The sequence below is a fragment of the Pseudomonas sp. SCB32 genome (assembly GCF_009189165.1).
Classification (GTDB): domain Bacteria; phylum Pseudomonadota; class Gammaproteobacteria; order Pseudomonadales; family Pseudomonadaceae; genus Pseudomonas.
In genome coordinates, this window is record NZ_CP045118.1 from 289,696 (window position 1) to 312,882 (window position 23,187).

Genomic DNA, 23,187 nt, shown 5'->3' on the forward strand with positions numbered 1-23,187 from the left:
AGCCGCCTACTTGGCAGTTGGCTTTACTTACCTTTGCTGCCTCGCCAGCCTGGCGGTCTGTACCCCGGCCAATGCTCAGGCGCCGGCCAATGCACAGGGTCGGAAAGAGGTGAGCGCCGTATGCTGGCCTTGTTAGTGGCACGGTAAAGGCTCATGCCTGGGCCAAGCGCATTGCCGGACTCGTCTATGCCGCCCTTGATCGCCCACTGTCGAGGCACCCAATCCGGGCGCAAGCGGCAGGCCTCCCAGCATGCGGCCAACCAGCTATCAGAGATACCCGGTACATCGTGCCGGTATATATCGACAGCCAACGCGTACAGCTCGCGGATAGCAGCCCCCATAGTGCCAGCCGGGCGGCCCCTGCTGCGCTTTGCCAGACCGCCATTCCGCTCAAGATCATCAACCAAGGCAGCGGCCAGTGGATTGTCACGCAACTCAGGCCACCACAATTCCAGCTCATTGAGGCTTTTGCCCTGAGCAGCCAGATACTCAAGGTGCCGGTATTCCTCGTCACGCGCCCACTGCAGATAACGTTCATACCACTCCAGTGCCTGCAGGTCGGACGAACCGACAACATCAGAGCGGTTGATGCCGATACTCTCAAGGTGTTTCAGCCAGTTAGGGAATGCCCAAAGGCTATGAGTGAACTCAGAAAGCTCTGCTGAACCTGGCTTAGATGAAAACACCAACAGGCCCTGCTCTCTCAGCACCAAAGCATGCCCAGGCAGCACGACCTCATACTTAACACCCAGCTCAAGGCGCCGGCCCTGCAGCAGTTCCATGTCATATAGCGTGCACTCGCCAGCGACTCGCCAGGGGCGGCCGTTCACATAAAACAAGAACGTTATTCTGCAGTCATGCCTCTGCATCTGCCCCCCGCCCCATTCAGCGCCTCGACCACAGCGCCGCAATACGCTGCCGTTCTCCACAGGCCATATTCGCCCTGGCCTCCAGGGCAGAGCAGGACCAGTGTCGTGTTCCGCCTGGCCTGTTGCTGGTGCAGCCCCGATCTGCCTCGAAGTGTTCCGCTCCAGCCCTGCCCAAGGTGAAACACCTTTGGCGCCTGGAACACCAAGTGTTCCGACTTGTGCAGCAAGGTGTTCCATTGCGGGAGGCCACGCCGTTACTGGCTTGCGGTGATTCCGGAACACCTGGAACACCTGGAACACCGATTTTTTGAGGGGTACGGGTATGCATCCTTACACCGCCTTGCCGAAGCTGCCCTTTACTACGTTATCCAGCTCCAGCTCGTCCAGGTAGTCGGCGTACCACTGCATCATGGTGCGGCGCTGCTCGATATAGATCGCCTTGTTGTATACCCCGGCTACGCCGTCCTCTGCGTGGGATAGCTGCGCCTCGACGTGCTCCTTGGCAAAGCCATGCTCGCGCAGGGTGGTGGAGGCAATGTGGCGGAATCCATGACCGGTCTGTCGGCCTTCGTATCCCATGCGCCGCAAGGCCATGTTGAAGACCATATTGCTGCGTGGCTGGGTGCGGTCGTTGCGGCCAGGGAAGAGCAGGGGATAGGCACCTGTAAGGGTGTGCAGTTGCTTGAGGGTTTCGAGCACCTGGCGGGACAGTGGCACGGTGTGCGGCCGGCGTTTCTTCATGCGGTCGGCTGGGATGTGCCAGAGGCCGGCGTCACGGTCGAATTCTTCCCAGCGGGCTTCGCGCAGTTCGCTGGGACGAACCCCTGTGAGCATCAGTAGGCGCAACCCAAGGCGCACATCATGAGCATGGGGATACGCGGCAACGGCCCGCAGGAGGGCAGGCAGTTCCTTGGCGGAGACGTGGGCGTAGTTCTCTGCCGCCTTGGTCTGCAGGAAGCGGCTCAGGCCATCCAAGGGATTGTGCACGGCGCGACCGGTGACTCGGGCCAGGTCGTAGATTTCTTTGCAGGATCGGCGCACCCGGCCCATCTGTTCAATGATGCCCTTCTGCTCCATGCCCTTGAAGAACTCCATCCACTCGATGGGCAGTATCTCTGTGTACAGGCGCTTGCCGAACACAGGGAAGGCGTGCAGTTCCAGGGCGCCGACGGTGCGCTTGGCGGTGTTCTCCGCCCAACCAGGTAGTCGAACCTCGATCCATTCCCGGGCCAGCGCTTCGAAGGTGCTGTTGGCGGCATCCAGCTCGGAAGCCTTGCGAGCGTGCTTGGTGGCGAGAGGGCTTTTCCCGTCAGCGGCGTCGGCGCGCAGTTCGGCAGCTTTCTGCCTGGCGGCCGATCCGCTGACTTCTGGGTAACTGCCCAGGCCGAGCCAGGACCATTTCCCGTCCGGTTTCTTGTAGCGGAAGTTCCAGGATTTCTGACCGTTGGGCTTCACTCGGATGTACAGGCCGTTGCCGTCGAGCTCCCTGTAAGGGGTGCTTTCAGGCTCTAGGCCAGCCAAGGTCGTGTCCGCCAGGGGGCGGCGCTTGATCCCGCTTCGTTTCATCCTTGTACACCGCTGGTTCGAATTTTCTTCAGGTGTACACGCTGGTGTACATGGCGGTCAAGGCTAGAGGGAGATAAGTAGAGACAGCTAGAGACAAGAAAGCCCGCACAGGGCGGGCTTCTTGGGGTGTTTCGTGAACTGTTAGAGACAGCCCGAAACAGGTAGATGGCGCACCAGGCGGGATTCGAACCCACGACCCCTGCCTTCGGAGGGCAGTACTCTATCCAGCTGAGCTACTGGTGCGTATGCCGCGGCTGGCGCGGCAGGCCGCAATCATACGCATCTCACGTGCGGGCGTCCAATGCAGGTACGCTCGTTCATGATATCGAACGAAAAGTGCCGCTTGTCGGTAGAAATGCGCCGAAAAGGCTCTGCTACCGGATACCTTCGTGGGTTTTGTCGAACAAGCTCTTGCCCTTTGCAGTCAAGGGCCCTAGGATTCGTTTGAGATTTCAAACGCCTCCCCATCACAACAACAGGAGACCGGAGAATTGGCATCACACCAGCCGGCCAACCGCCTGCGGGATGACATTCTTCCGTTGTGCCAACCGCTTGTCTTCAATGACAGCAGGTCCCTGTGCGGCTTCCGTCGATCAGCGTACCGGAAGGTTGTGGGGCAGAGGTCTTCCTGGATTCAATCCAGGAATCCGTGCGTGAGCGAGATGGACCAGACCGGGCAATGACCCGGGTCTGTGTTTTTTCGTGTCCGCATGCCGAGCGAACTAAGAGCCGTTCGCCTGGCGTCGCCCCCTTGCAGTGGCGACCTTCGCCTCTGGCGCCGACAGTGGTCGGTCGGGGCGAATGAACGGCAGAGACTGCGGTCTCTCCATTCCAGACAACTAGACGGGCGGGACTCGAGGTAGACCCGCCGTCCACAGGCTTTCCTCGAAAGGAGACAGGTCATGCAACTCAAAGACGCCAAGCTGTTCCGCCAACAGGCTTATATCGACGGTTCCTGGGTCGACGCGGATGGTGGCAAGACCATCAACGTGAACAACCCGGCCACCAACGAGATCATCGGCACCGTGCCGAAGATGGGCGCTGCCGAGACCCGTCGCGCTATCGAAGCCGCCGACAAGGCCCTGCCGGCCTGGCGTGCGCTGACCGCGAAAGAGCGCGCCAACAAGCTGCGCAAGTGGTTCGACCTGATGATCGAGAACCAGGACGACCTGGCTCGCCTGATGACCATCGAGCAGGGCAAGCCGCTGACCGAAGCCAAGGGCGAGATCGCCTACGCCGCCTCCTTCCTCGAGTGGTTCGGCGAAGAAGCCAAGCGCATCTACGGCGACACCATTCCGGGCCACCAGCCCGACAAGCGCATCATCGTGATCAAGCAGCCGATCGGCGTGACCGCGGCCATCACCCCGTGGAACTTCCCGTCCGCGATGATCACCCGTAAAGCCGGCCCGGCCCTGGCCGCTGGCTGCACCATGGTGCTCAAGCCCGCTTCGCAGACCCCGTACTCCGCCCTGGCCCTGGCCGAGCTGGCCGAGCGCGCCGGCATTCCGAAGGGCGTGTTCAGCGTCGTCACCGGCAGCGCCGGCGAAGTCGGCGGTGAGCTGACCAGCAACCCGATCGTGCGCAAGCTGACCTTCACCGGTTCGACCGAAATCGGCCGCCAGCTGATGGCCGAATGCGCCAAGGACATCAAGAAAGTGTCCCTGGAACTGGGCGGCAACGCTCCGTTCATCGTGTTCGACGATGCCGACCTGGACGCCGCCGTCGAAGGCGCGCTGATCTCCAAGTACCGCAACAACGGCCAGACCTGCGTCTGCGCCAACCGCCTGTACGTACAGGACGGCGTGTACGATGCCTTCGTCGAGAAGCTGAAGGTTGCCGTGGCCAAGCTGAACATCGGCAACGGCCTGGAGCAGGGTATCACCACCGGTCCGCTGATCGACTCCAAAGCCGTTGCCAAGGTCGAAGAGCACATCGCCGACGCCGTCTCCAAGGGCGCCAAGATTCTCTCCGGCGGCAAGCCGCACGCCCTGGGTGGCACCTTCTTCGAGCCGACCATCCTGGTCGACGTACCGAAGAGCGCCCTGGTGTCCAAGGACGAGACCTTCGGCCCGCTGGCGCCGGTGTTCCGCTTCAAGGACGAGGCCGAAGTCATCGCCATGTCCAACGACACCGAATTCGGTCTGGCTTCCTATTTCTACGCCCGTGACCTGGCCCGCGTGTTCCGCGTGGCCGAGCAGCTGGAATACGGCATGGTGGGCATCAACACCGGCCTGATCTCCAACGAAGTGTCGCCGTTCGGCGGTATCAAGGCTTCGGGCCTGGGCCGCGAAGGTTCGAAGTACGGTATCGAGGACTACCTCGAGATCAAGTACCTCTGCCTCGGCGGTATCTGAGCTGATTTTTCCGTGGGCGCGCGGGTGGCAGGCAAGAGCTGACAGCCACCTTCGCGTCGGCGTTTTCCGGTGGTAGCACCGGACAACCCGTCTGGCGGGCCGCAAGTTCCACGACAGTCGATCATCGTATGCTGTCGCGTGAGGCTTCTCCCCGCTTTCATCCTTTGATCCGGTCGCCCGATGAGCGGCCACTGAGGAAGCTATGAGCAAAACCAACGAATCCCTGCTGCAACGTCGTCAGGCCGCCGTACCGCGCGGTGTAGGCCAGATCCACCCGGTCGTCGCCGAGCGCGCCGAGAACTCCACCGTGTGGGACGTCGAAGGTCGTGAGTACATCGACTTCGCCGGCGGCATTGCCGTACTGAACACCGGCCACCTGCACCCGAAAGTAGTTGCCGCCGTTCAGGAACAACTGACCAAGCTGTCCCACACCTGCTTCCAGGTGCTGGCGTACGAGCCCTACATCGAGCTGGCCGAAGAGATCGCCAAGCGCGTTCCGGGCAACTTCCCGAAGAAGACCCTGCTGGTCACCTCCGGCTCCGAAGCCGTTGAAAACGCCGTCAAGATCGCCCGTGCCGCCACCGGTCGCGCTGGCGTGATCGCCTTCACCGGCGCCTACCACGGCCGTACCATGATGACCCTGGGCCTGACCGGCAAGGTCGTTCCGTACTCCGCTGGCATGGGCCTGATGCCGGGCGGCATCTTCCGTGCCCTGGCTCCGTGCGAACTGCACGGCGTGAGCGAAGACGAGTCGATCGCCAGCATCGAGCGCATCTTCAAGAACGACGCTCAGCCGCGCGACATCGCCGCCATCATCATCGAGCCGGTTCAGGGCGAGGGTGGCTTCTACGTCAACTCCAAGCCGTTCATGCAGCGCCTGCGCGCCCTGTGCGACGAGCACGGCATCCTGCTGATCGCTGACGAAGTACAGACTGGCGCTGGCCGTACCGGCACCTTCTTCGCCACCGAGCAGCTGGGCATCGTTCCGGACCTGACCACGTTCGCCAAGTCCGTTGGCGGCGGCTTCCCGATCTCCGGCGTTGCCGGCAAGGCCGAGATCATGGACGCCATCGCTCCGGGCGGCCTGGGCGGCACCTACGCCGGTAGCCCGATCGCTTGCGCCGCGGCCCTGGCCGTGCTGAAAGTGTTCGACGAAGAGAAGCTGCTGGACCGTTCGCAAGCTGTTGGCGAGCGCCTGAAGGCTGGTCTGCGCGACATCCAGGCCAAGCACAAGGTGATCGGCGACGTTCGTGGCCTGGGTTCGATGATCGCCATCGAGCTGTTCGAAGGCGGCGACCACAACAAGCCGGCCGCTGAACTGGTCAGCAAGATCGTGGTTCGCGCCCGTGAGAAAGGTCTGATCCTGCTCTCCTGCGGCACCTACTACAACGTCATTCGCTTCCTGATGCCGGTAACCATCCCGGACGCCCAGCTGGACAAGGGCCTGGCCATCCTGGCCGAGTGCTTCGACGAGCTGGCCTGAGCCTTGACGGTTTAGCCGCTGTAATGAAAAAGGCCCGCGAAAGCGGGCCTTTTTTTGTGCCCGAATTTGATGGCGCTCATGGGAAAGCACCTCGGCTTTGGACTACGCTGCGCATTATTCCGTAGGCCTTGGCCGGCGGCATCCGAGGAAGCGCAGGCCGGCAAGGACCGCTCTGGATCGGTTGTTCGTGCCGGCGTCTGGCGTCTGTCTCGAACGAGGTGATCCATGAGCGTTTCTCCCGGTGTGTTGGTTGCGGCCAGCGATCCCTGGAGCCGCGAACTGCTGAGCCAATTGGTACTCAGCGTGCGTTGCGATGCCAATGTGCAATTCTGCGAGGACGGCCTGGCGGCAATCGATGCCTGCCGACGGCAGCCGTTCGCCCTGGTGCTGGCCGAGCAGGAACTGCCCGGCAGCGACGGCCTGGAGCTGCTGCGTCAGGTCCGCGCTTTGCGTCGGGGCCCGGCAGCCCAGCCTTTCATCCTGATCAGCGCGAAGGCGGACGCCGCCAGTGTTCGCGCGGCGCTGCCGTTGGCGCCGACGGCCTATATGGTGAAGCCGTATAACGCCGAGAACCTGCGTGAGCGCCTGCGCGCCCTGTTGCTGGCGCCGGGGGAGAGCGTCGTCTGCGAGTTGCCGACACTGGAGCAGAGCCTGTCGCTCGGGCGCTTCCTGCAGACCGAGCGGGATGCCGCCGAGGGTGCGCCGCTGATGGGCGAGGTCGGCAAGGCGGTGAGCCGCTGCATGGAGGCCAGGGACATCAACCTGGAGATGCTCGAGCAGGATTTCGGTCATGATCCGCAGATCACCGCCTGCCTGATTTCCGCCGCCAATAGTGCCGCCCGGCATGTGGGCATGCCTTGCCAGACGTTTTTGCAGGCGCTGTCGCGGCTGGGCGTGGCCCATGCCCTGAACATGATGCTGGCGGTGGCCTTGCAGCGCGCCGCCACGCTGGATGATCCGCTGCTCATAGAACGCGCCGAACGCTTCTGGCAGCTCTCGCGCCACACGGCTGACGGTGCCTTCGCGTTGGCCGAGTCGCTGGGCGCGGACGCCGATCGCTGCTTCACGGCGGGACTGTTGCACTGCCTGGGTGACCTGGCGTTGCTGCGCAGCCTGCAGGATTGGGGGAGTGCGGGTGGAGCGCTCAGTGAGAGCGAAGTGGACGCGGCGCTGGCCGAACATGGCGCCAGCTTCGGCTCGGCGCTGCGTACCCGCTGGCGTCTGCCGCTGGAGCTGCGCAACCTGATCGCGGCGGCCTACGCCATCAATGGCGGCGTGCTCAGCCGCGAGGCGCTGATCGTCAACCTCGCCGCCAGCGCGGCGCGCCTGCCGGAGGCCGAGTTGCCGAGCCTGGCGGAGCACAAGGCGGTGCGCATGCTGCAACTGACGTCGGCGCAGCTGGGCTTTCTCAGCAGAAGCTGAGGAGGGGATGGCCGCGTCTGGCGACGCGGCCATTTGCACTCAGCGTGCGGTCAGCAGTTCCTTGCCACGCACGACGGCGGCACGAACCTGCTTGGGCGCGGTGCCGCCAATGTGGTCGCGGGCGTTCACCGAGCCTTCCAGGGTCAGCACGGCAAACACGTCGTCGCTGATCTGGTCGCTGAACTGGCGCAGTTCGTCCAGGCTCATCTCGGCCAGGTCCTTGCCGCTGTCCACGCCGTACTTCACCGCGTGGCCAACGATCTCGTGGCAGTCGCGGAAGGGCAGGCCCTTGCGTACCAGGTAGTCGGCGAGGTCGGTGGCGGTGGAGAAGCCGCGACGGGCCGCTTCGCGCATGATTTCGCGCTTGGGCTTGATCGCTGGAACCATGTCGGCGAAGGCGCGCAGGCTGTCGCGCAGGGTGTCGGCGGCGTCGAACAGCGGTTCCTTGTCTTCCTGGTTGTCCTTGTTGTACGCCAGCGGCTGGCCCTTCATCAGGGTCAGCAGGCCGGCCAGGTGGCCGAACACGCGACCGGATTTGCCGCGCACCAGTTCGGGCACGTCGGGGTTCTTCTTCTGCGGCATGATCGAGGAGCCGGTGCAGAAGCGGTCGGGCAGGTCGATGAACTGGAACTGGGCGCTGGTCCACAGCACCAGCTCTTCGGAGAAGCGCGACAGGTGCATCATCGCCACGGCGGCGGCAGCGCAGAATTCGATGGCGAAGTCACGGTCGGAAACACCGTCCAGCGAGTTGCCGGAGATGGCTTCGAAGCCGAGCAACTCGCAGGTGATGGTGCGGTCGATCGGGTAGGTAGTGCCGGCCAGCGCGGCGCTGCCCAGGGGCATGCGGTTGGCGCGCTTGCGGCAGTCCACCAGGCGCTCGTAGTCGCGGCTGAGCATTTCGAACCAGGCCAGCAGGTGGTGGCCGAAGGTCACCGGCTGGGCGGTCTGCAGGTGGGTGAAGCCGGGCATGATGGTGTCCGCTTCGGCTTCCGCGAGGCCCAGCAGGCCCTGCTGCAGGCGGGTGATCTCGGCGAGGATCAGGTCGATCTCGTCGCGCAGCCACAGGCGGATGTCGGTGGCCACCTGGTCGTTGCGCGAGCGGCCGGTGTGCAGCTTCTTGCCGGTGACGCCGATGCGGTCGGTCAGGCGCGCCTCGATGTTCATGTGCACGTCTTCCAGGTCGACGCGCCAGTCGAAGTTGCCGGCCTCGATCTCGCTCTGGATCTGCTTGAGGCCATCGATGATGGTGTCGCGCTCTGCGTCGGTCAGCACGCCGACCTTGGCCAGCATGGTGGCGTGGGCGATGGAGCCCATGATGTCGTGGCGGTAGAGGCGCTTGTCGAAGTCGACAGAAGCGGTGAAGCGGGCGACAAAGGCATCGACGGGCTCGCTGAAGCGGCCGCCCCAGGACTGGTTGGTCTTCTCTACGCTCATGGATTTCTCTCGCGGAAACGGGCAGGCGCGGCGCGCGGCCTGCATGACGGGCAAAGTGCGACGATAATAGCAGGCTGAAGGACAAAACCGGCGGCGCTTTGGCGGTTGGGGTGGGGGAGCGGCGGGGAATCGTCGCGCGGCCCCGGCCGATCCTTGCGCTGCCCGACATTTCCCGGCTCTGGACGCACGCCGCGCTTGCCGCCGTGCGGACGCTTACGGAAACTGCGTCGATGCCCATACTTGCGAAGACCGGCGCCCGGCCGGCACCCGAAGACGACTTCTTCATTCCCGAACTGTGCCAGCCCGAAGCGCTGTTCAGCCTGGTTGTGCTGGCCGAGATGCTGGTGCTGGTGATCGTGCTCGCCGAGCCGATGACGCCGAGTTTCAACTGGGTGCGTCTGTCGCTGATCTCGCTTTTCGTGCAGTGGAACGTGCTGCTCTCGGCCGGCCTGCTGTGCCGGCTGCGGCCGCTGCTGGCGCGCTGGCCGGCGTGGCGCGCCGGGGCGATCAGCTGCGCGCTGGTGGTGGCGCTGACCCTCGCCTGCACGGCGGCGGCCGACTATCTCTCCCTCGGCGGGGCGATCTCGCGCACCGGCGAGGTGAATCTTTACCTGCGCCATGCATTGATCGCCCTCATCATGTCCACCCTGTTGCTACGCTACTTTTATCTCCTGAGCCAATGGCGGCGTCAGGAACAGGCCGAACTGCGGGCGCGGATCGAGTCGCTGCAGGCGCGTATCCGTCCGCATTTCCTGTTCAACAGCTTGAACAGCATCGCCAGCCTGATCGAGCTCGACCCGGGCAAGGCCGAGCAGGCGGTGCTGAATCTGTCGGACCTGTTCCGTGCCAGCCTGGCCAAGCCGGGAACATTAATTTCCTGGGGAGAGGAACTCGAGTTGGCCAGACGCTATCTTTCCATAGAGCAGTTTCGTCTTGGCGACCGGTTGCAGATGGACTGGCAGGTGAGCGACGTGCCCGACGGCGTGCCGATTCCCCAGCTGACGCTGCAGCCCTTGCTGGAGAACTCGTTGATTTATGGCATCCAGCCGCGGATCGAAGGCGGGCTGGTGAAAGTTGAGGCGGACTACCGTGACGGTGTGTTCCAGCTCTGTGTGAGCAACCCGTACGACGAGTCGACGCAGACCTTGCCCACGAAGGGGACCAAGCAGGCGCTGCAAAATATTGCAGCGCGACTTGCGGCACTTTTCGGGCCAAAAGCTAGTCTCAGCGTCGAGCGCCGTGACGGACGGCACTACACCTGTCTACGCTATCCTTGTGCGCGTCTCATGCAGGAAGCCTGAGCTTATGAATGTCCTGATCGTCGATGACGAACCCCTGGCGCGAGAGCGCCTGGCCCGGTTGGTAGGGCAAATGGACGGCTATCGCGTCCTCGAGCCTTCTGCCAGCAACGGTGAAGAAGCGCTGACGCTGATCGACAGCCTGAAGCCGGATATCGTCCTGCTGGATATCCGCATGCCCGGCCTGGACGGGCTTCAGGTGGCGGCCAAGCTGTGCGAGCGCGAAGCCCCGCCGGCGGTGATCTTCTGTACCGCCCATGATGAATTCGCCCTGGAAGCGTTCCAGGTCAGCGCGGTCGGCTACCTGGTCAAGCCGGTCCGCAGCGAGGACCTGGCCGACGCCCTGAATAAGGCCTCGCGGCCCAACCGCGTGCAGCTGGCGGCGCTGACCAAGCCCCCGGCGGCCGGTGGCCCCGGCCCGCGCAGCCACATCAGCGCACGGACCCGCAAGGGCATCGAGCTGATTCCGCTGGAAGACGTGATCTTCTTCATTGCCGACCACAAGTACGTGACCCTGCGCCACGCCGGTGGCGAGGTGCTCCTGGACGAGCCGCTGAAGGCGCTGGAAGACGAGTTCGGCGACCGTTTCGTGCGCATCCACCGCAACGCGCTGGTCTCCCGCGAGCGCATCGAACGCCTGCAGCGCACTCCGCTGGGGCACTTCCAGCTGTACCTCAAGGGGCTCAACGGCGACGCACTGACCGTTAGCCGCCGGCATGTCGCGGGCGTACGGCGACTCATGCATAACCTGTAGCGACACAGTGCCGCATTGGGCGTGAAGCCTGGGCCCACCGCCCGGGTTTCTGCGCGCGCGAGCTGTTATGATGCGGGCAGTCTCTTGCACGCTTTAATGCACGGAAATGCCCATGTCCTCTCGCGAAATCCGTATCGCCACGCGCCAGAGCGCGCTGGCCCTGTGGCAGGCCGAATACGTCAAGGCCCGCCTGGAGCAGGCCCATCCCGGCCTGGTCGTTACCCTTCTGCCGATGACCAGCCGCGGCGACAAGCTGCTCGACGCGCCGCTGGCGAAGATTGGCGGCAAGGGCCTGTTCGTCAAGGAACTGGAGACCGCGCTGCTGGAGAACGAGGCGGATATCGCCGTGCACTCCATGAAGGACGTGCCGATGGATTTCCCCGAAGGCCTGGGCCTGTACTGCATCTGCGAGCGTGAAGATCCGCGCGACGCCTTCGTCTCCAACACTTACGCCAGCCTCGATGAGCTGCCCGCCGGCAGCGTGGTCGGAACCTCCAGCCTGCGCCGCCAGGCACAGCTGCTGGCCAGCCGGCCGGACCTGCAGATCCGCTTCCTGCGCGGCAACGTCAACACCCGCCTGGCCAAGCTGGATGCCGGCGACTACGACGCCATCATCCTCGCCGCCGCCGGTTTGATCCGCCTCGGTTTCGAGGACCGCATCCGTTCTTGCATCAGTGTCGAAGCCAGCCTGCCTGCTGGTGGCCAGGGCGCGGTGGGCATCGAATGTCGCACCGTCGACAGCGAAATCCATGCGCTGCTCAAGCCGCTGCACCATGCTGATACCGCGGTGCGCGTCACGGCCGAACGTGCCCTGAACAAGCGCCTCAATGGCGGCTGCCAGGTGCCGATCGCCTGCTACGCAGTGCTCGAAGGCGACCAGTTGTGGCTGCGCGGCCTGGTTGGCCAGCCTGATGGTACCCAGCTACTGCGGGCCGAGGCGCGTGCGCCGCAGGCCGACGCCGAAGCGCTCGGCGTGAAGGTGGCCGAGGACCTGCTGGGGCAGGGCGCCCAGGAAATCCTCACGGCGGTGTACGGCGAGGCCGATCACCCGTGAGCCGCTGGCGGCTGCTGCTGACTCGTCCCGAGGACGAGTGCGCGGCGTTGGCCGCGAGCCTCGGCGAGGCAGGCATCCACAGCGCCAGCCTGCCGTTGCTGGTGATTGCCGCCCGTGAGGAGTCGCCGGCCGAACGCAGCCTGATCCTTGACCTGGATCGCTACTGCGCGGTTATCGTGGTCAGCAAGCCGGCTGCGCGCCTGGGTCTTGAGCGGCTGGACCGCTATTGGCCGCAACCGCCGCTGACCCAGAGCTGGTTCACGGTGGGCGCGGCGACCGCAGCTATCCTCGAAGATTACGGCCTGACCGTGCACTACCCCGCAGACGGCGATGACAGCGAGGCCCTGTTGAGGTTGCCGGCGCTGGAACAGGCCCTGAAGGTGCATGATCCGAAGGTGCTGATCCTGCGCGGCGAAGGTGGCCGAGAATTCCTCGCCGATTGCCTGCGCGGCCAAGGCGTGATGGTCGACTATCTGGAACTCTACCGGCGCGAATTGCCGTCCTATCCACCGAGTGAGTTGCTGAGGCGCATCCGGGAAGAGCACCTGAACGCGGTGGCAGTCAGCAGCGGGCAGGGGCTGGAATATCTTCATCGCCTGGCGGAGCAGGACTGGCCGCAGGTAAGTGCCCTGCCGCTGTTCGTGCCGAGTCCCCGCGTGGCCGAGCAGGCCCGCGAGCTGGGCGCGCAGCGGGTGATCGATTGCCGGGGCGCCAGCGCTGCGGCATTGATGGAGGCGCTGCGAAGCGCCGACAAGAACAATTTCTGAGCGAAGGATGGATCTGTGAGCGAAGCCGTCACTCCCCAAGAGACTCCCACTCCGACCAATCCGGCCCGTGAGCCTGCGCCGCGTAAAGGCGGCACCGGCATTGCCCTGCTGGCCCTGCTGGTCGGCGCCGCCGGCCTTGCCGCGGGCGGCTGGGGTGTCTGGCAAGTCCAGCAGCTGAAGGCTGCCGAGCAGCAGCGTGCAGCCCAACTGGAGGATGCGCGCGGTCAGGCGCAGAGCGTGCAGAACAGCAACAGCCAGCTGAGCAAGCGCCTGGATGCCCTGCCGACCGCCGATGAACTCGAAGCCCGCCGCCGTCTGGTGGTGGAGCTGCAGGGCGACCAGCAGCAGCTGTCCAAGCAGCTCAAGCAGGTGCTGGGCCAGAGCCGCCAGCAGTGGCGCCTCGCCGAAGCCGAGCACCTGCTGCGTCTGGCCGCGCTGCGCCTGTCCGCGCTGCAGGATATCGACAGCGCGACCGAGTTGGTGCAGGGCGCCGATGACATCCTGCGCATGCAGAACGATCCGGGTGCCTTCGCCGCCCGTGCGCAGCTGGCCAAGAGCCTGGAAGCGCTGCGCAGCCTGCCGCGTCCGGATCGCACCGGCCTGTTCCTGCAACTGGGTGCCCTGCGTGACCAGGCCGCACAGCTGCAACCGCTCAATCCGGCGTTCAAGGCCGATGAGAACGGCACCGCCGCGAGCATCGCCTGGGGCGATGGCAGCGGCACCTGGGACCAGTGGTGGGAGCGCATCTCCCGCTACGTCCGTATCGATTTCAATGCCGGCCAGGACATCCGTCCGCTGCTCTCCGGTCAGCAGCTCGATCGAGTGCGCCTGGCACTGAACCTTGCGCTGGAGCAGGCGCAGTGGGCCGCCCTGAACGGCAAGCAGGAGGTCTACCAGCAGTCGCTGAAACAGGCCCGGCAGATCGTCGGCGATTTCTTCAATGCCGATCTCGCCGACAGCCGTGCCCTGGTCGCGCGCCTCGAGGAGCTGAGCGGCCAGGCAGTCACCGTGCAGGCGCCGGACCTGGGCCCGGCCCTTAGCTCGCTGCAGGCCTACCTCTCCCGTCGCGACGCCGCTGCCGCGCAGCAGGAAGGCGTCACGCCTGACGCGGGGACCCAGCCATGAGCCGCGTCTATGTGCTGATCCTGGCTGTCGTGCTCGCCGCCACTCTGATCGGGCTGGCCGTTGCCGAGCAGTCGGGCTACGTGCTGATCGCCTACAAGAGCTTCCGTTACGAATCCAGCCTGTGGACCTTCCTTGCGCTGTTGGTGGTGCTCTGGGCGGTATACCTGGCCCTGCGCGTGGTGTTGCGCCTGTTGGGTGTTTCCGGGCGGGTGGTCAATCCCTGGTCGCGCTTCAACCGTCGCCGCCGTTCGCTGCTGGCCGAGGAGAACGGCCAGCGTGATCTCGCCGAAGGCCACTGGCAGCAGGCGCTGCGTCACCTGCGCCGTGCCGCCGAGCTGAGCGAGCGTCCGCTGCCGCACTTCCTGGGCGCCGCCCGTGCAGCCAACGAGCTGGGCAAGACCGAAGAATGCGATGAGCTGCTCGATCATGCCCTGAAACGTGAGCCAAGCGCCGAGCTGGCCGTGGGCCTGACCCGCGCCCAGCTGCTGATCAACCGTGGCGACGTCAGTCAGGCTCGCGGCGTGCTGGACAAGCTGCACCAGGACCAACCGCGCCATCCCACCGTGCTGCGCCTGCTCCAGCAGTTGTACGTCAGCCTGCACGACTGGCAGGCGCTCTGCGTGTTGCTGCCTGAGCTGCGCAAGGAGCGTGTGCTGCAGAACGCCGAGCTGGCCGACCTTGAGCGCCGCAGCTGGATCGCTTCATTGGGCGAGGCCGGTGAGCAGGGCGTGGGTCAGGGCGAGAGCAGCCTGCAACCGCTGACCCAGCGCTGGCAGAACGCGCCGGCAAATCTGCGCGCGCAGCCGCCGCTGGTGGCTGCGTACGCCGAGCAGTTGCTGCGCCTGGGCGCGCCGGAAGAGGCCGAAGAGGTGCTGCGCAAGGCGCTCAAGGAAGGCTACGACAGTCGCCTGGTGCACCTGTACGGCCGTGCCCGTGGCCGCGATGGGGCGCATCAGCTGAAGACCGCCGAAAGCTGGCTGAAGCAGCAAGGGGACGATCCCGAGCTGCTGCTCACCCTGGGGCGCCTGAGCCTGCAGAACAAGCTGTGGGGCAAGGCGCGCGAGTACCTGGAGGCCAGCCTCGCCCGCCAGCGCAGCGCGGAAACGTGCGCCGAATTCGCGCGCCTGCTGGCGCAACTGGGCGAGGTGGAGCGCAGCAACCAGCTGTTCCAGGAAGGCCTGGGCCTGCTGGTGCCGTCGGCCCCACTGCCGGTGGCGGTTCGGGCCTGATCCCGATGCATGAGAAAACGGCGCCTGCGGGCGCCGTTTTCGTTTCTCAGGGCTTGGCGTAGGTGATGCGGTAGATCGCCCCGTTCTGGTCGTCGCTCACCAGCAGCGCGCCGTCGGGCGCCACCAGCACGTCGACCGGACGGCCGAGAACCGTCTCGTCAGCGGCCAGCCAGCCTTCGGCGAATACGCTCTGGCGCTTGAGCGAGCCGTCGGCGTTGAGCTCCACACGCGCCACGCGATAGCCGATCTTCCGGCTGCGGTTCCAGGAACCGTGCTCGGCGATGAACAGGTTGTTGCGATACTCCGGCGGGAACTGGTCCCCGGTGTAGAAACGCAGCCCGAGCGACACCACATGGGGACCCAGCTTGGCCACCGGCGGGGTGAAGGCGGAGCAGGGCGTCTTGCCTTCCACGGGATCGGCAAGGTCGCCTTGGTGACAGTCGGGGAAGCCGAAGTCCTCGCCGGTCCGGCTGAGCTTGTTCAGCTCGTCGCTGGGCAGGTCATCGCCGAGCAAATCGCGGCCGTTGTCGGTGAACCAGAGCTGATGCGTCTGTGGGTGCCAGGTGAAGCCGACGGTGTTGCGGACGCCGTAGGCGACCACTTCGCGGGCGCTGCCATCGGTGTTCATGCGTTGCAGGTTGGCGTAGCGCTGGCGGTCCGGACGGCAGATGTTGCAGGGCGCGCCCACCGGGACATAGAGCTTGCCGTCGGGCCCGAATGCGATGAATTTCCAGCCGTGCGCCGTCTCGGAAGGGAACTGCGCGGGCAGCGTCTCGGGCTTGGGCGGTGCGTCGAGGCGCTTCTCGATGGCGCGCAACACGACGACGCGGCTGACGGCCGAGACGTACAGGTCGCCCGCACGGAAGGCAACGCCCACCGGCATCTGCAGATTCTCCGCTACGATCGAGACGCGGCCATCCGGACGCACTGCGTAGACCTTGCCGGCGCCCATGCTGCCGACGAACAGGGTGCCCGCATCCCCCCAGGTCATGGTGCGTGCGCCGGGCACCTGGTCGGTGAGCAGGCTGATGTGAAAGCCCACTGGCAGTCGGATATGATCCAGGACGCTGTCCGAATTGGCTGGCGGGCTGATCAGGCACAACAGCGCAAAAATCGGCAGCGGACGACGCATGGCATGGATTCCCGGATGAGTGCCACCGGCAGTTTAGACAGCCGCCTTGAAACGGCGTTGGTCTTTCCTCTACCGTAGCGCCCTTCCTGCAGCAGCCCAATCAGCGGAGCCGCCATGAACCTGGCCAGCCCTCGTTCCCTGTTCTTCCTTGCCTTCCTCGCCTGCGCCGCCATGCTCGGCACCGGCTTCTACCTGCAATACGTGGTCGGGCTGGAGCCGTGCCCGTTGTGCATCCTGCAGCGCATCTTCTTTGCTGGCGCCGGGCTCTTCGCGCTGATCGCCGGGCTGCATGGCCGCGGCCCTCGCGTGTACTCGGTGCTGATCCTGCTCTGCTCGCTGGCCGGTGCCGGCACCGCGGGCCGCCAGATCTGGCTGCAGACCCTGCCGCCGGATCAGCTGCCGGCCTGTCTGCCGCCGCTGGATTACATGCTGGAAAGCATGCCCTACACCAAGATCATCTACACGATGTTCCACGGTTCGGCCGATTGCGCCGAGATCAGCTGGACCCTGCTCAGCCTGAGCATCCCGGAGTGGAGCCTGCTCGCCTTCATCGGCTTCTCGCTGTTCGCCATCCTCCAGTTCTTCCGCCGCGGCTGAGCGTCGCAGCCTTTCTGACCCTGGTCTGCGCTGTCTGGCGCAGGCCAGAGAGGCCGCGGCCTGACGATTAAACGCTCGTATGAATTTTCCGCGCGCCTGTGGCTTGAAGGCAGAATCGGGCGGGCATACTCTGGATTTCCATTCCGCCGGAAAGCCGCCGCCGAAGAAAACCAATCACGCGGATGCCGAGGTTCGACAGAATTTTGTCCCGGGGCGGACATTGCCGGGACGGCGACAAGGGAAGTGAGGACAACATGCTCGAGAGCTGCCGTAATGCCCAGGAACGTTGGGGAGGCGTACACCAGCTGATCGACCGCTGGCTGCGGGATCGACATGAATTGGTCCGGGCATTCGATTCCCTGGACGGTGTCCAGGCGCCGAAGACCAACGCCGAGTCCCTGCAGAGCTTTTGCCAGCTCCTGCTCGACTATGTGTCGGCAGGGCACTTCGAAGTCTACGAACAGCTGATGAACGAAGCGCAGGCCTTCGGTGATACCCGAGGTCTGGAACTGGCCAAGCAGATCTACCCCCGTCTCGAAACCATCACCGCCAATGCACTCAACTTCAACGACCGCTGCGACAACGGCGATTGCCGCGAAGGCACCTGCCTGACCAGCGAGTTGAAGAGTCTGCGCCAGCAACTGCACGAACGCTTCGAACTGGAGGATTGCCTGATCGAGGTGCTGCACAACGCCCACGAACAGAAGGTCGCCACGGCCTGATCGACGCACCGGGTGTGAAAGCGGCGCGAGCGCTTGAAGCGATCGCGCCGTTTTTGTTTCAGCGACTCTCCAGCAGTTCGATCTCGAAAACCAAAGCTGCGTAGGGCGGAATCAGGTCGCCGGCCCCGTCGGCGCCATACGCCTGTGCCGAAGGCACCACCACTCTCCAGCGCGCGCCCACCGGCATCGCTTGCAGCGCCGTGCGCCAACCGGGAATGACTGCGTCGAGACGGAACCATTGCGGCGAGGTACTGGCGTCGAACGGGCTGCCGTCCGCCAGGCTGCCGCTGTAGTTCACCCGTGCTTCGCGCAGCTGCGGATTGCTCTCGCCATGCCCTGCTTTCAACTCGCTGATCAGTACGCCGCCCGGCAATTCATGGATGCCGTAGCGAGCCTTTTCATTGACGAGAAAACGCATCTCCGCAGCCCTTTGGGCGTCGGCGGATTCCTCAGGTGCAGAGGCATTCTGCTGCTGATCATGGGCGTCGAGCACGCTCGCCATGCGCTCGGGCGGCAGCGCCAGTGGCTCGCCGCGATAGCTCTGGCGCAGGCCTTCCAGCAGGTCGCCGATGGCGATGCCGGGCACCTCCTGGTGCAGTCGTTCGCCCAGTTGCACGCCTAGGCTGTACGCCAGTTCGTCCTTGGGTGGTGCGGCGCTCACCATCAGAGGGGCGAGCAGCAAGCAGAGCGGAGCAAGACGAAGCATGGGTTCTCTCGGCTGTGAAATCGGCTGGAGATTATGCCCGGCGCGGGCTCCAGCTCAATCAGGACAGTGGCGAGCGGCTTCTGACGGGGCTAGTATGGGCGCAACCACGTCCGCCAGGAGGCACGTCATGTCGGCCAACAAGAAACCTGTCACTACCCCTTTGCACCTGTTGCAGCAGTTGTCCCACAGCCTGATCGATCACCTCGAAGATGCCTGCAAGCAGGCCCTCGTCGACGCCGAGAAGCTCCTCGCCAAGCTCGAGAAACAACGCGGCAAGGCACAAGAGAAGCTGCACAACGCACGCACCAAACTGCAGGATGCCACCAAGGCAGGTAAGGCCAAGGCACAGGCCAAGGCGAAGTCCGCCATCGCCGAGCTGGACGATGCGCTGGAAACCCTGAAGACCCGCCAGACCGAAACCCGTGCCTACATCGCCAACCTCAAGCGCGATGTGCAGGAGAGCCTGAAACTCGCCCAGGGCGTGGCCAAGGTGAAGGAAGCTGCAGTCAAGTCCCTGACCAACCGCAAGCCGGTCGCTGCTGCCAAACCGGTTGCCAAGCCCGCCGCTAAACCGGCTGCCAAGGCTGCTGCAGCCAAGCCCGCCGCTGCGAAGCCTGCCGCCAAGCCGGCTGCCAAAGCTGCCGCTGCGAAGCCCGCTGCCAAAGCCGCTGCTGCCAAGCCTGCCGCTAAACCGGCTGCCAAAGCCGCCGCCGCGAAGCCTGCCGCTAAACCGGCCGCGAAGCCTGCTGCTGCCAAGCCTGCCGCTAAACCGGCTGCCAAAGCTGCCGCCGCGAAGCCTGCCGCTAAACCGGCCGCGAAGCCTGCTGCTGCCAAGCCTGCCGCTAAACCGGCTGCCAAAGCTGCCGCCGCGAAGCCTGCCGCTAAACCGGCCGCGAAGCCTGCTGCTGCCAAGCCCGCCGCTAAACCGGCCGCGAAGCCCGCTGCTGCCAAGCCCGCCGCTAAGCCGGCCGCCAAGCCTGCTGCTGCCAAGCCTGCCGCCAAACCGGCTGCCAAGCCTGCTGCTGCCAAGCCGGCCGCCAAACCGGCCGCCAAGCCCGCTGCTGCCAAACCAGTTGCCGCCAAGCCGGCCGCTCCGGTAGCACCTGCCGCGCCGGCTGCTCAGCCGACTGCTCCGGCCGCAGCTCCTGCTGCCAGCGCCACTCCGGCACCGGCCGCTCCGGCCAGCAACACCACCTCCAGCGCCTCCTAAGGCTCAGGAGAGGCTCGCCGCGATGCGCAGGGTATCCCGCGCATCGCGGCGCAAGCTTCCCGCGTCACCCGCCGCTGCTTCCAGCCAGCGCGCCAAGTCTTCCGCTACACCTCGCGGCCAATCCTTCGCCCGGCTCTCCAAGCGCTCCAGCAGTACTTTCTCCGCATCCAGTTCGAGTTGCTTGAGCCGCTCCCGCAGCGATGCCAGGGATGCATCCTGCCGAGCCAGTTCTCGCCAGTGCTGACGCAGCGATCGCAGCGGTACCACCACGACCTCGCGCCAGTCCCGCGCCGTGCATTCCAACGCGTTCATTCGTGCGTCCTCGAAGGCCACCCCGGAGCTTCCCAGCCAGGCTGATGCGAGCAGCAGGCAGACGTCCGCGCCGCCTTCCTGCAGCGACAGGCAAGCCGCCTTGATCCCCTCGCGGGCGTAGAGTTTCAGTGCATACGACCAGACATCATCAGACATAGAGCACCCACAGCGATTGCCAGGCGAAGCTGATAAACTCCGCCGCCATGATTCGACTACAAAATCTTACGCTACAGCGTGGCCCCCAGCGCTTGCTGGAAGGTGCCGAACTCACCCTGCACGCCGGACAGAAAGTCGGCCTGATCGGCGCCAACGGCGCCGGCAAGTCGAGCCTGTTTGCCCTGCTGCGCGGCCAGCTCGGCCAGGACTCCGGCGACTGCTACCTGCCGGCGGACTGGCGCATCGCGCACATGCGCCAGGAGGTCGATACCCTCGACCGCCTCGCCGTCGACTACGTGCTCGACGGCGACGTGCACCTGCGCAAGATCCAGGCGGACCTCGTCGCGGCCGAAGAGGCCCACGATGGCACCGCCCTGGCGCGCCTGCACAGCGAACTGGACAGCGCCGACGGATACACCGCCGACGCCCGCGCGCGCAAGCTGCTGGCGGGCCTGGGCTTCACCCCCGAGCAGATGGATCGCCGCGTTGGCGACTTCTCCGGTGGCTGGCGGATGCGCCTGAACCTGGCGCAGGCGCTGATGTGCCCGTCCGAACTGCTGCTGCTCGACGAACCGACCAACCACCTCGATCTCGACGCCATCCTCTGGCTGGAAGAGTGGCTCAAGGGCTACCCGGGCACGCTGCTGCTGATCTCCCACGACCGCGATTTCCTCGACGCCGTGGTGGACAACATCGCCCACCTCGAACAGCGCAAGCTGACCCTGTATCGGGGCGGCTACTCGGCCTTCGAGCGCACCCGCGCCGAACGTCTCGCCCAGCAGCAACAGGCGTACGAGAAGCAGCAGGCGCAGCGCGCGCACATGGAAAAGTACATTGCCCGCTTCCGCGCCCAGGCCACCAAAGCCCGCCAGGCGCAGAGCCGGATCAAGGCGCTGGAGCGACTCGAAGAGCTGGCGCCGGCCCACATCGATTCGCCGTTCGACTTCGCCTTCCGCGAGTCCGACAAGATTTCCAGCCCGCTGCTCAACCTCTCCGAAGCCCGCCTGGGCTACGGCGACAAGACCGTGCTGGAGAAGGTCAAGCTGCAGCTGGTGCCTGGCGCGCGCATCGGCCTGCTCGGCCCCAACGGCGCGGGCAAGTCGACCCTGATCAAGACCCTGTCCGGCGATCTGTCGCTGCTCTCCGGCGAGCTCGGTCGTGGCGAGAACCTCGCCATCGGCTATTTTGCCCAGCATCAGCTCGACTCGCTGGACCCCAAGGCAAGCCCGCTGCTGCACCTGGCTCGCATCGCCCCAGCCGAGCGCGAGCAGACCCTGCGCGACTTCCTCGGTGGCTTCGACTTCCGCGGCGAGCGCTGCGACGAGCCGGTCGTGAATTTCTCCGGTGGCGAGAAGGCGCGCCTGGCCCTGGCGCTGATCGCCTGGCAGAAGCCCAACCTGTTGCTGCTCGACGAACCGACCAACCACCTCGACCTGGAAATGCGCCTGGCGCTGACCCTGGCGCTGCAGGAATTCTCCGGCGCCGTGGTGGTGGTGTCCCACGATCGTCACCTGCTCAAGAGCACCACCGACGAATTCCTGCTGGTGGCCGACGGGCGCATCCAGGAATTCGACGGCGACCTCGACGACTATGCCCGCTGGCTGGTGGATTTCCGTGCCCGCCAGACGCCGTCTGCGCCTGCAGCACCGGCAGGCGACAAGACCGACAAGCGCGCCCAGCGCCAGGCCGCCGCCGCCCTGCGCCAGCAGCTCGCCCCGCACAAGCGCGAGGCGGACAAGCTGGAGAAGGAGCTGGGCAAGGTCCACGAACAGCTTGCCGAACTGGAAGAGCGCCTGGGCGACAGCGCGCTCTACGAGGCCTCGCGCAAGGACGAACTGCGCGACCTGCTGGCTCGCCAGGCGACTCTCAAGACCCGTGAAAGCGAGCTGGAAGAGGACTGGCTGATGGCGCTGGAAACCCTCGAGGAATTGCAGCGCCAGCTCGAGGACAGCGAGTAATGGAGAGGGCGCCTGCTGAGTTGCAACGGGCGCCCGACATGTTCTTCCAGCGGCCCATCGGCCGCTGTCGCGCACCGAACCTCCCCACCACCTTCTGACGGACTCCCCTCACTATGGAATGGCTCACAAGTCCTGAAATCTGGGTCGCCTTTCTGACCCTGACTGCCCTGGAAATCGTGCTGGGCATCGACAACATCATCTTCATCTCGATCCTGGTCAGCCGCCTGCCGGCCGCCCAGCAGCCCAAGGCGCGTTTCTTCGGCCTGGCCCTGGCGATGGGTACGCGCATCCTGCTGTTGCTGTCGATCACCTGGGTGATGCGCCTGACCGCCGACCTGTTCACGGTGTTCGGTCACGGCATCTCCGGACGCGACCTGATCCTGTTCTTCGGCGGCCTGTTCCTGCTGTTCAAGAGCACCCTGGAGATCTTCCACAGCCTCGAAGGCGCGGAAGAGGGCGGGCAGCAGGGCGGCAAGGCGCGCGGCTTCATGGGCATCATCATCCAGATCGCGATCATCGACATCGTCTTCTCCCTGGACTCGGTGATCACCGCCGTCGGCCTGGTGCAGCACGTGCCGGTGATGATCGCTGCCATCGTCATCTCGGTCGGCGTGATGATGCTCTCGGCCGGCACCATCAGTGAATTCATCGACAAGCACCCGTCGCTGAAGATGCTGGCGCTGTCGTTCCTCATCGTGGTCGGCACCGTACTGATCGCCGAATCCTTCGAAGTCCACATTCCCAAGGGCTACGTGTACTTCGCCATGGCCTTCTCGCTGGCGGTGGAGGCGATCAACATCCGCCTTCGCGGCGCCATGGCGCGCAAGCGCGGCGAAGAGCCGGTGAAGCTGCGCAAGGATGTGCCGAGCTGATCGGAGTGCCATGACAGAAAGCCCGGCCTAGTGCCGGGCTTTCTGTTTGTGTGTAGGAGCGGGCCATGCCCGCGATCGCGCGCATGGCGCGCCCCTACAGGTCGACTCCTTGCGATGGGAAATGCGTCTGTCGGCAATACTGGGCGGCGCTACGCGACTAGGGCACA

The 23,187-nt window shown here is 65.1% G+C and carries 20 protein-coding genes and 1 tRNA gene; 14 read left to right on the top strand and 7 right to left on the bottom strand.

Annotated features, from left to right (window positions below; genetic code table 11):
* Nucleotides 1-23 precede the first annotated feature (23 nt).
* From GA645_RS01395 to GA645_RS01405, 3 genes are all read right to left on the bottom strand, one after another.
* Nucleotides 24-782, bottom strand: coding sequence for a hypothetical protein (locus tag GA645_RS01395; RefSeq protein WP_152219252.1), 759 nt, complete (start codon nucleotides 780-782; stop codon nucleotides 24-26).
* 417 nt (nucleotides 783-1,199) lie between these two features.
* Complete coding sequence (locus GA645_RS01400) at nucleotides 1,200-2,435, bottom strand: tyrosine-type recombinase/integrase (protein ID WP_152219253.1); 1,236 nt, start codon at nucleotides 2,433-2,435, stop codon at nucleotides 1,200-1,202.
* A gap of 166 nt (nucleotides 2,436-2,601) precedes the next feature.
* Nucleotides 2,602-2,678: transfer RNA gene (locus GA645_RS01405), tRNA-Arg, on the bottom strand.
* Between the two features lie 659 nt (nucleotides 2,679-3,337).
* Between GA645_RS01405 and gabD the strand changes: the two genes are divergently transcribed.
* The 3 genes from gabD (at nucleotide 3,338) to GA645_RS01420 (ending at nucleotide 7,694) form a co-directional block, all read left to right on the top strand.
* Nucleotides 3,338-4,789, top strand: coding sequence for an NADP-dependent succinate-semialdehyde dehydrogenase (gene gabD / locus GA645_RS01410; RefSeq protein ID WP_152219255.1), 1,452 nt, complete (start codon nucleotides 3,338-3,340; stop codon nucleotides 4,787-4,789).
* A 202-nt stretch (nucleotides 4,790-4,991) separates the two neighbouring features.
* Nucleotides 4,992-6,272 carry a 4-aminobutyrate--2-oxoglutarate transaminase gene (gabT, locus tag GA645_RS01415; protein ID WP_152219257.1) on the top strand — a complete coding sequence of 427 codons (1,281 nt, stop codon included), beginning with the start codon at nucleotides 4,992-4,994 and terminating at the stop codon, nucleotides 6,270-6,272.
* 225 nt (nucleotides 6,273-6,497) lie between these two features.
* The gene (locus tag GA645_RS01420; protein WP_152219259.1) at nucleotides 6,498-7,694 is read left to right on the top strand and encodes an HDOD domain-containing protein; all 1,197 of its coding nucleotides are present in this window, start codon (nucleotides 6,498-6,500) and stop codon (nucleotides 7,692-7,694) included.
* Between the two features lie 39 nt (nucleotides 7,695-7,733).
* On the opposite strand, the gene argH is transcribed toward GA645_RS01420, so the two are convergent.
* Nucleotides 7,734-9,128, bottom strand: a complete 1,395-nt coding sequence (gene argH, locus GA645_RS01425; protein ID WP_152219261.1) for an argininosuccinate lyase — start codon at nucleotides 9,126-9,128, stop codon at nucleotides 7,734-7,736.
* Between the two features lie 230 nt (nucleotides 9,129-9,358).
* Here argH and GA645_RS01430 point away from each other — a divergent pair, with 230 nt between their 5' ends.
* From GA645_RS01430 to GA645_RS01455, 6 genes are all read left to right on the top strand, one after another.
* The gene (locus GA645_RS01430; RefSeq protein WP_152219263.1) at nucleotides 9,359-10,429 is read left to right on the top strand and encodes a sensor histidine kinase; all 1,071 of its coding nucleotides are present in this window, start codon (nucleotides 9,359-9,361) and stop codon (nucleotides 10,427-10,429) included.
* Nucleotides 10,430-10,433: 4 nt separating this feature from the next.
* Nucleotides 10,434-11,180 carry an alginate biosynthesis regulator AlgR gene (algR, locus tag GA645_RS01435; protein ID WP_152219266.1) on the top strand — a complete coding sequence of 249 codons (747 nt, stop codon included), beginning with the start codon at nucleotides 10,434-10,436 and terminating at the stop codon, nucleotides 11,178-11,180.
* Between the two features lie 112 nt (nucleotides 11,181-11,292).
* Nucleotides 11,293-12,234, top strand: a complete 942-nt coding sequence (gene hemC / locus GA645_RS01440) for a hydroxymethylbilane synthase (RefSeq protein ID WP_152219268.1) — start codon at nucleotides 11,293-11,295, stop codon at nucleotides 12,232-12,234.
* Nucleotides 12,231-13,001: a uroporphyrinogen-III synthase gene (locus GA645_RS01445; RefSeq protein WP_152219270.1), complete on the top strand. Its 771-nt coding sequence runs from the start codon at nucleotides 12,231-12,233 to the stop codon at nucleotides 12,999-13,001. The genes hemC and GA645_RS01445 overlap by 4 nt, the downstream gene beginning before the upstream one ends.
* Before the next feature lie 15 nt (nucleotides 13,002-13,016).
* The gene (locus GA645_RS01450; RefSeq protein WP_152219271.1) at nucleotides 13,017-14,126 is read left to right on the top strand and encodes a uroporphyrinogen-III C-methyltransferase; all 1,110 of its coding nucleotides are present in this window, start codon (nucleotides 13,017-13,019) and stop codon (nucleotides 14,124-14,126) included.
* Nucleotides 14,123-15,355 (top strand): heme biosynthesis HemY N-terminal domain-containing protein, encoded by a 1,233-nt coding sequence (locus tag GA645_RS01455; RefSeq protein WP_152219274.1) that lies wholly within the window; start codon nucleotides 14,123-14,125, stop codon nucleotides 15,353-15,355. Before GA645_RS01450 ends, GA645_RS01455 begins: the two co-directional genes overlap by 4 nt.
* Nucleotides 15,356-15,401: 46 nt before the next feature.
* Here the strand turns inward: GA645_RS01455 and GA645_RS01460 are convergent, their stop codons facing one another.
* Nucleotides 15,402-16,487 (bottom strand): sorbosone dehydrogenase family protein, encoded by a 1,086-nt coding sequence (locus GA645_RS01460; RefSeq protein ID WP_152219276.1) that lies wholly within the window; start codon nucleotides 16,485-16,487, stop codon nucleotides 15,402-15,404.
* Nucleotides 16,488-16,601: 114 nt separating this feature from the next.
* Between GA645_RS01460 and GA645_RS01465 the strand changes: the two genes are divergently transcribed.
* Together GA645_RS01465 and rsd are read left to right on the top strand one after the other, a co-directional pair.
* The gene (locus GA645_RS01465; protein ID WP_152219278.1) at nucleotides 16,602-17,084 is read left to right on the top strand and encodes a disulfide bond formation protein B; all 483 of its coding nucleotides are present in this window, start codon (nucleotides 16,602-16,604) and stop codon (nucleotides 17,082-17,084) included.
* A gap of 254 nt (nucleotides 17,085-17,338) precedes the next feature.
* Complete coding sequence (gene rsd / locus GA645_RS01470) at nucleotides 17,339-17,806, top strand: sigma D regulator (protein ID WP_152219280.1); 468 nt, start codon at nucleotides 17,339-17,341, stop codon at nucleotides 17,804-17,806.
* 58 nt (nucleotides 17,807-17,864) lie between these two features.
* On the opposite strand, the gene GA645_RS01475 is transcribed toward rsd, so the two are convergent.
* Entirely contained in the window at nucleotides 17,865-18,512 is a 648-nt protein-coding gene (locus GA645_RS01475) for an FKBP-type peptidyl-prolyl cis-trans isomerase (RefSeq protein WP_152219282.1), read from the bottom strand.
* Between the two features lie 127 nt (nucleotides 18,513-18,639).
* Here GA645_RS01475 and GA645_RS01480 point away from each other — a divergent pair, with 127 nt between their 5' ends.
* Nucleotides 18,640-19,722, top strand: a complete 1,083-nt coding sequence (locus GA645_RS01480) for an AlgP family protein (protein WP_152219283.1) — start codon at nucleotides 18,640-18,642, stop codon at nucleotides 19,720-19,722.
* 3 nt (nucleotides 19,723-19,725) lie between these two features.
* Here GA645_RS01480 and GA645_RS01485 read toward each other — a convergent pair whose 3' ends face one another.
* A complete protein-coding gene (locus tag GA645_RS01485) occupies nucleotides 19,726-20,190 on the bottom strand; it encodes a TIGR02444 family protein (RefSeq protein ID WP_152219284.1) in 465 nt (154 codons plus the stop codon).
* A 47-nt stretch (nucleotides 20,191-20,237) separates the two neighbouring features.
* Between GA645_RS01485 and GA645_RS01490 the strand changes: the two genes are divergently transcribed.
* A complete protein-coding gene (locus GA645_RS01490; RefSeq protein WP_152219286.1) occupies nucleotides 20,238-22,148 on the top strand; it encodes an ATP-binding cassette domain-containing protein in 1,911 nt (636 codons plus the stop codon).
* A 113-nt stretch (nucleotides 22,149-22,261) separates the two neighbouring features.
* Complete coding sequence (locus GA645_RS01495; protein WP_152219288.1) at nucleotides 22,262-23,020, top strand: TerC family protein; 759 nt, start codon at nucleotides 22,262-22,264, stop codon at nucleotides 23,018-23,020.
* Nucleotides 23,021-23,187 lie beyond the last annotated feature (167 nt).

Bases quoted from the DNA above. Each gene is read 5' to 3' on its own strand.
- GA645_RS01485 (WP_152219284.1), bottom strand. From the start codon at position 20,190: ATGTCTGATGATGTCTGGTCGTATGCACTGAAACTCTACGCCCGCGAG.
- gabT (WP_152219257.1), top strand. From the start codon at position 4,992: ATGAGCAAAACCAACGAATCCCTGCTGCAACGTCGTCAGGCCGCCGTA.
- GA645_RS01420 (WP_152219259.1), top strand. From the start codon at position 6,498: ATGAGCGTTTCTCCCGGTGTGTTGGTTGCGGCCAGCGATCCCTGGAGC.
- GA645_RS01395 (WP_152219252.1), bottom strand. From the start codon at position 782: ATGGAACTGCTGCAGGGCCGGCGCCTTGAGCTGGGTGTTAAGTATGAG.
- GA645_RS01490 (WP_152219286.1), top strand. From the start codon at position 20,238: ATGATTCGACTACAAAATCTTACGCTACAGCGTGGCCCCCAGCGCTTG.
- GA645_RS01400 (WP_152219253.1), bottom strand. From the start codon at position 2,435: ATGAAACGAAGCGGGATCAAGCGCCGCCCCCTGGCGGACACGACCTTG.
- algR (WP_152219266.1), top strand. From the start codon at position 10,434: ATGAATGTCCTGATCGTCGATGACGAACCCCTGGCGCGAGAGCGCCTG.
- argH (WP_152219261.1), bottom strand. From the start codon at position 9,128: ATGAGCGTAGAGAAGACCAACCAGTCCTGGGGCGGCCGCTTCAGCGAG.
- GA645_RS01455 (WP_152219274.1), top strand. From the start codon at position 14,123: ATGAGCCGCGTCTATGTGCTGATCCTGGCTGTCGTGCTCGCCGCCACT.
- GA645_RS01465 (WP_152219278.1), top strand. From the start codon at position 16,602: ATGAACCTGGCCAGCCCTCGTTCCCTGTTCTTCCTTGCCTTCCTCGCC.
- GA645_RS01430 (WP_152219263.1), top strand. From the start codon at position 9,359: ATGCCCATACTTGCGAAGACCGGCGCCCGGCCGGCACCCGAAGACGAC.
- GA645_RS01475 (WP_152219282.1), bottom strand. From the start codon at position 18,512: ATGCTTCGTCTTGCTCCGCTCTGCTTGCTGCTCGCCCCTCTGATGGTG.
- hemC (WP_152219268.1), top strand. From the start codon at position 11,293: ATGTCCTCTCGCGAAATCCGTATCGCCACGCGCCAGAGCGCGCTGGCC.
- GA645_RS01480 (WP_152219283.1), top strand. From the start codon at position 18,640: ATGTCGGCCAACAAGAAACCTGTCACTACCCCTTTGCACCTGTTGCAG.
- GA645_RS01460 (WP_152219276.1), bottom strand. From the start codon at position 16,487: ATGCGTCGTCCGCTGCCGATTTTTGCGCTGTTGTGCCTGATCAGCCCG.
- gabD (WP_152219255.1), top strand. From the start codon at position 3,338: ATGCAACTCAAAGACGCCAAGCTGTTCCGCCAACAGGCTTATATCGAC.
- GA645_RS01495 (WP_152219288.1), top strand. From the start codon at position 22,262: ATGGAATGGCTCACAAGTCCTGAAATCTGGGTCGCCTTTCTGACCCTG.
- rsd (WP_152219280.1), top strand. From the start codon at position 17,339: ATGCTCGAGAGCTGCCGTAATGCCCAGGAACGTTGGGGAGGCGTACAC.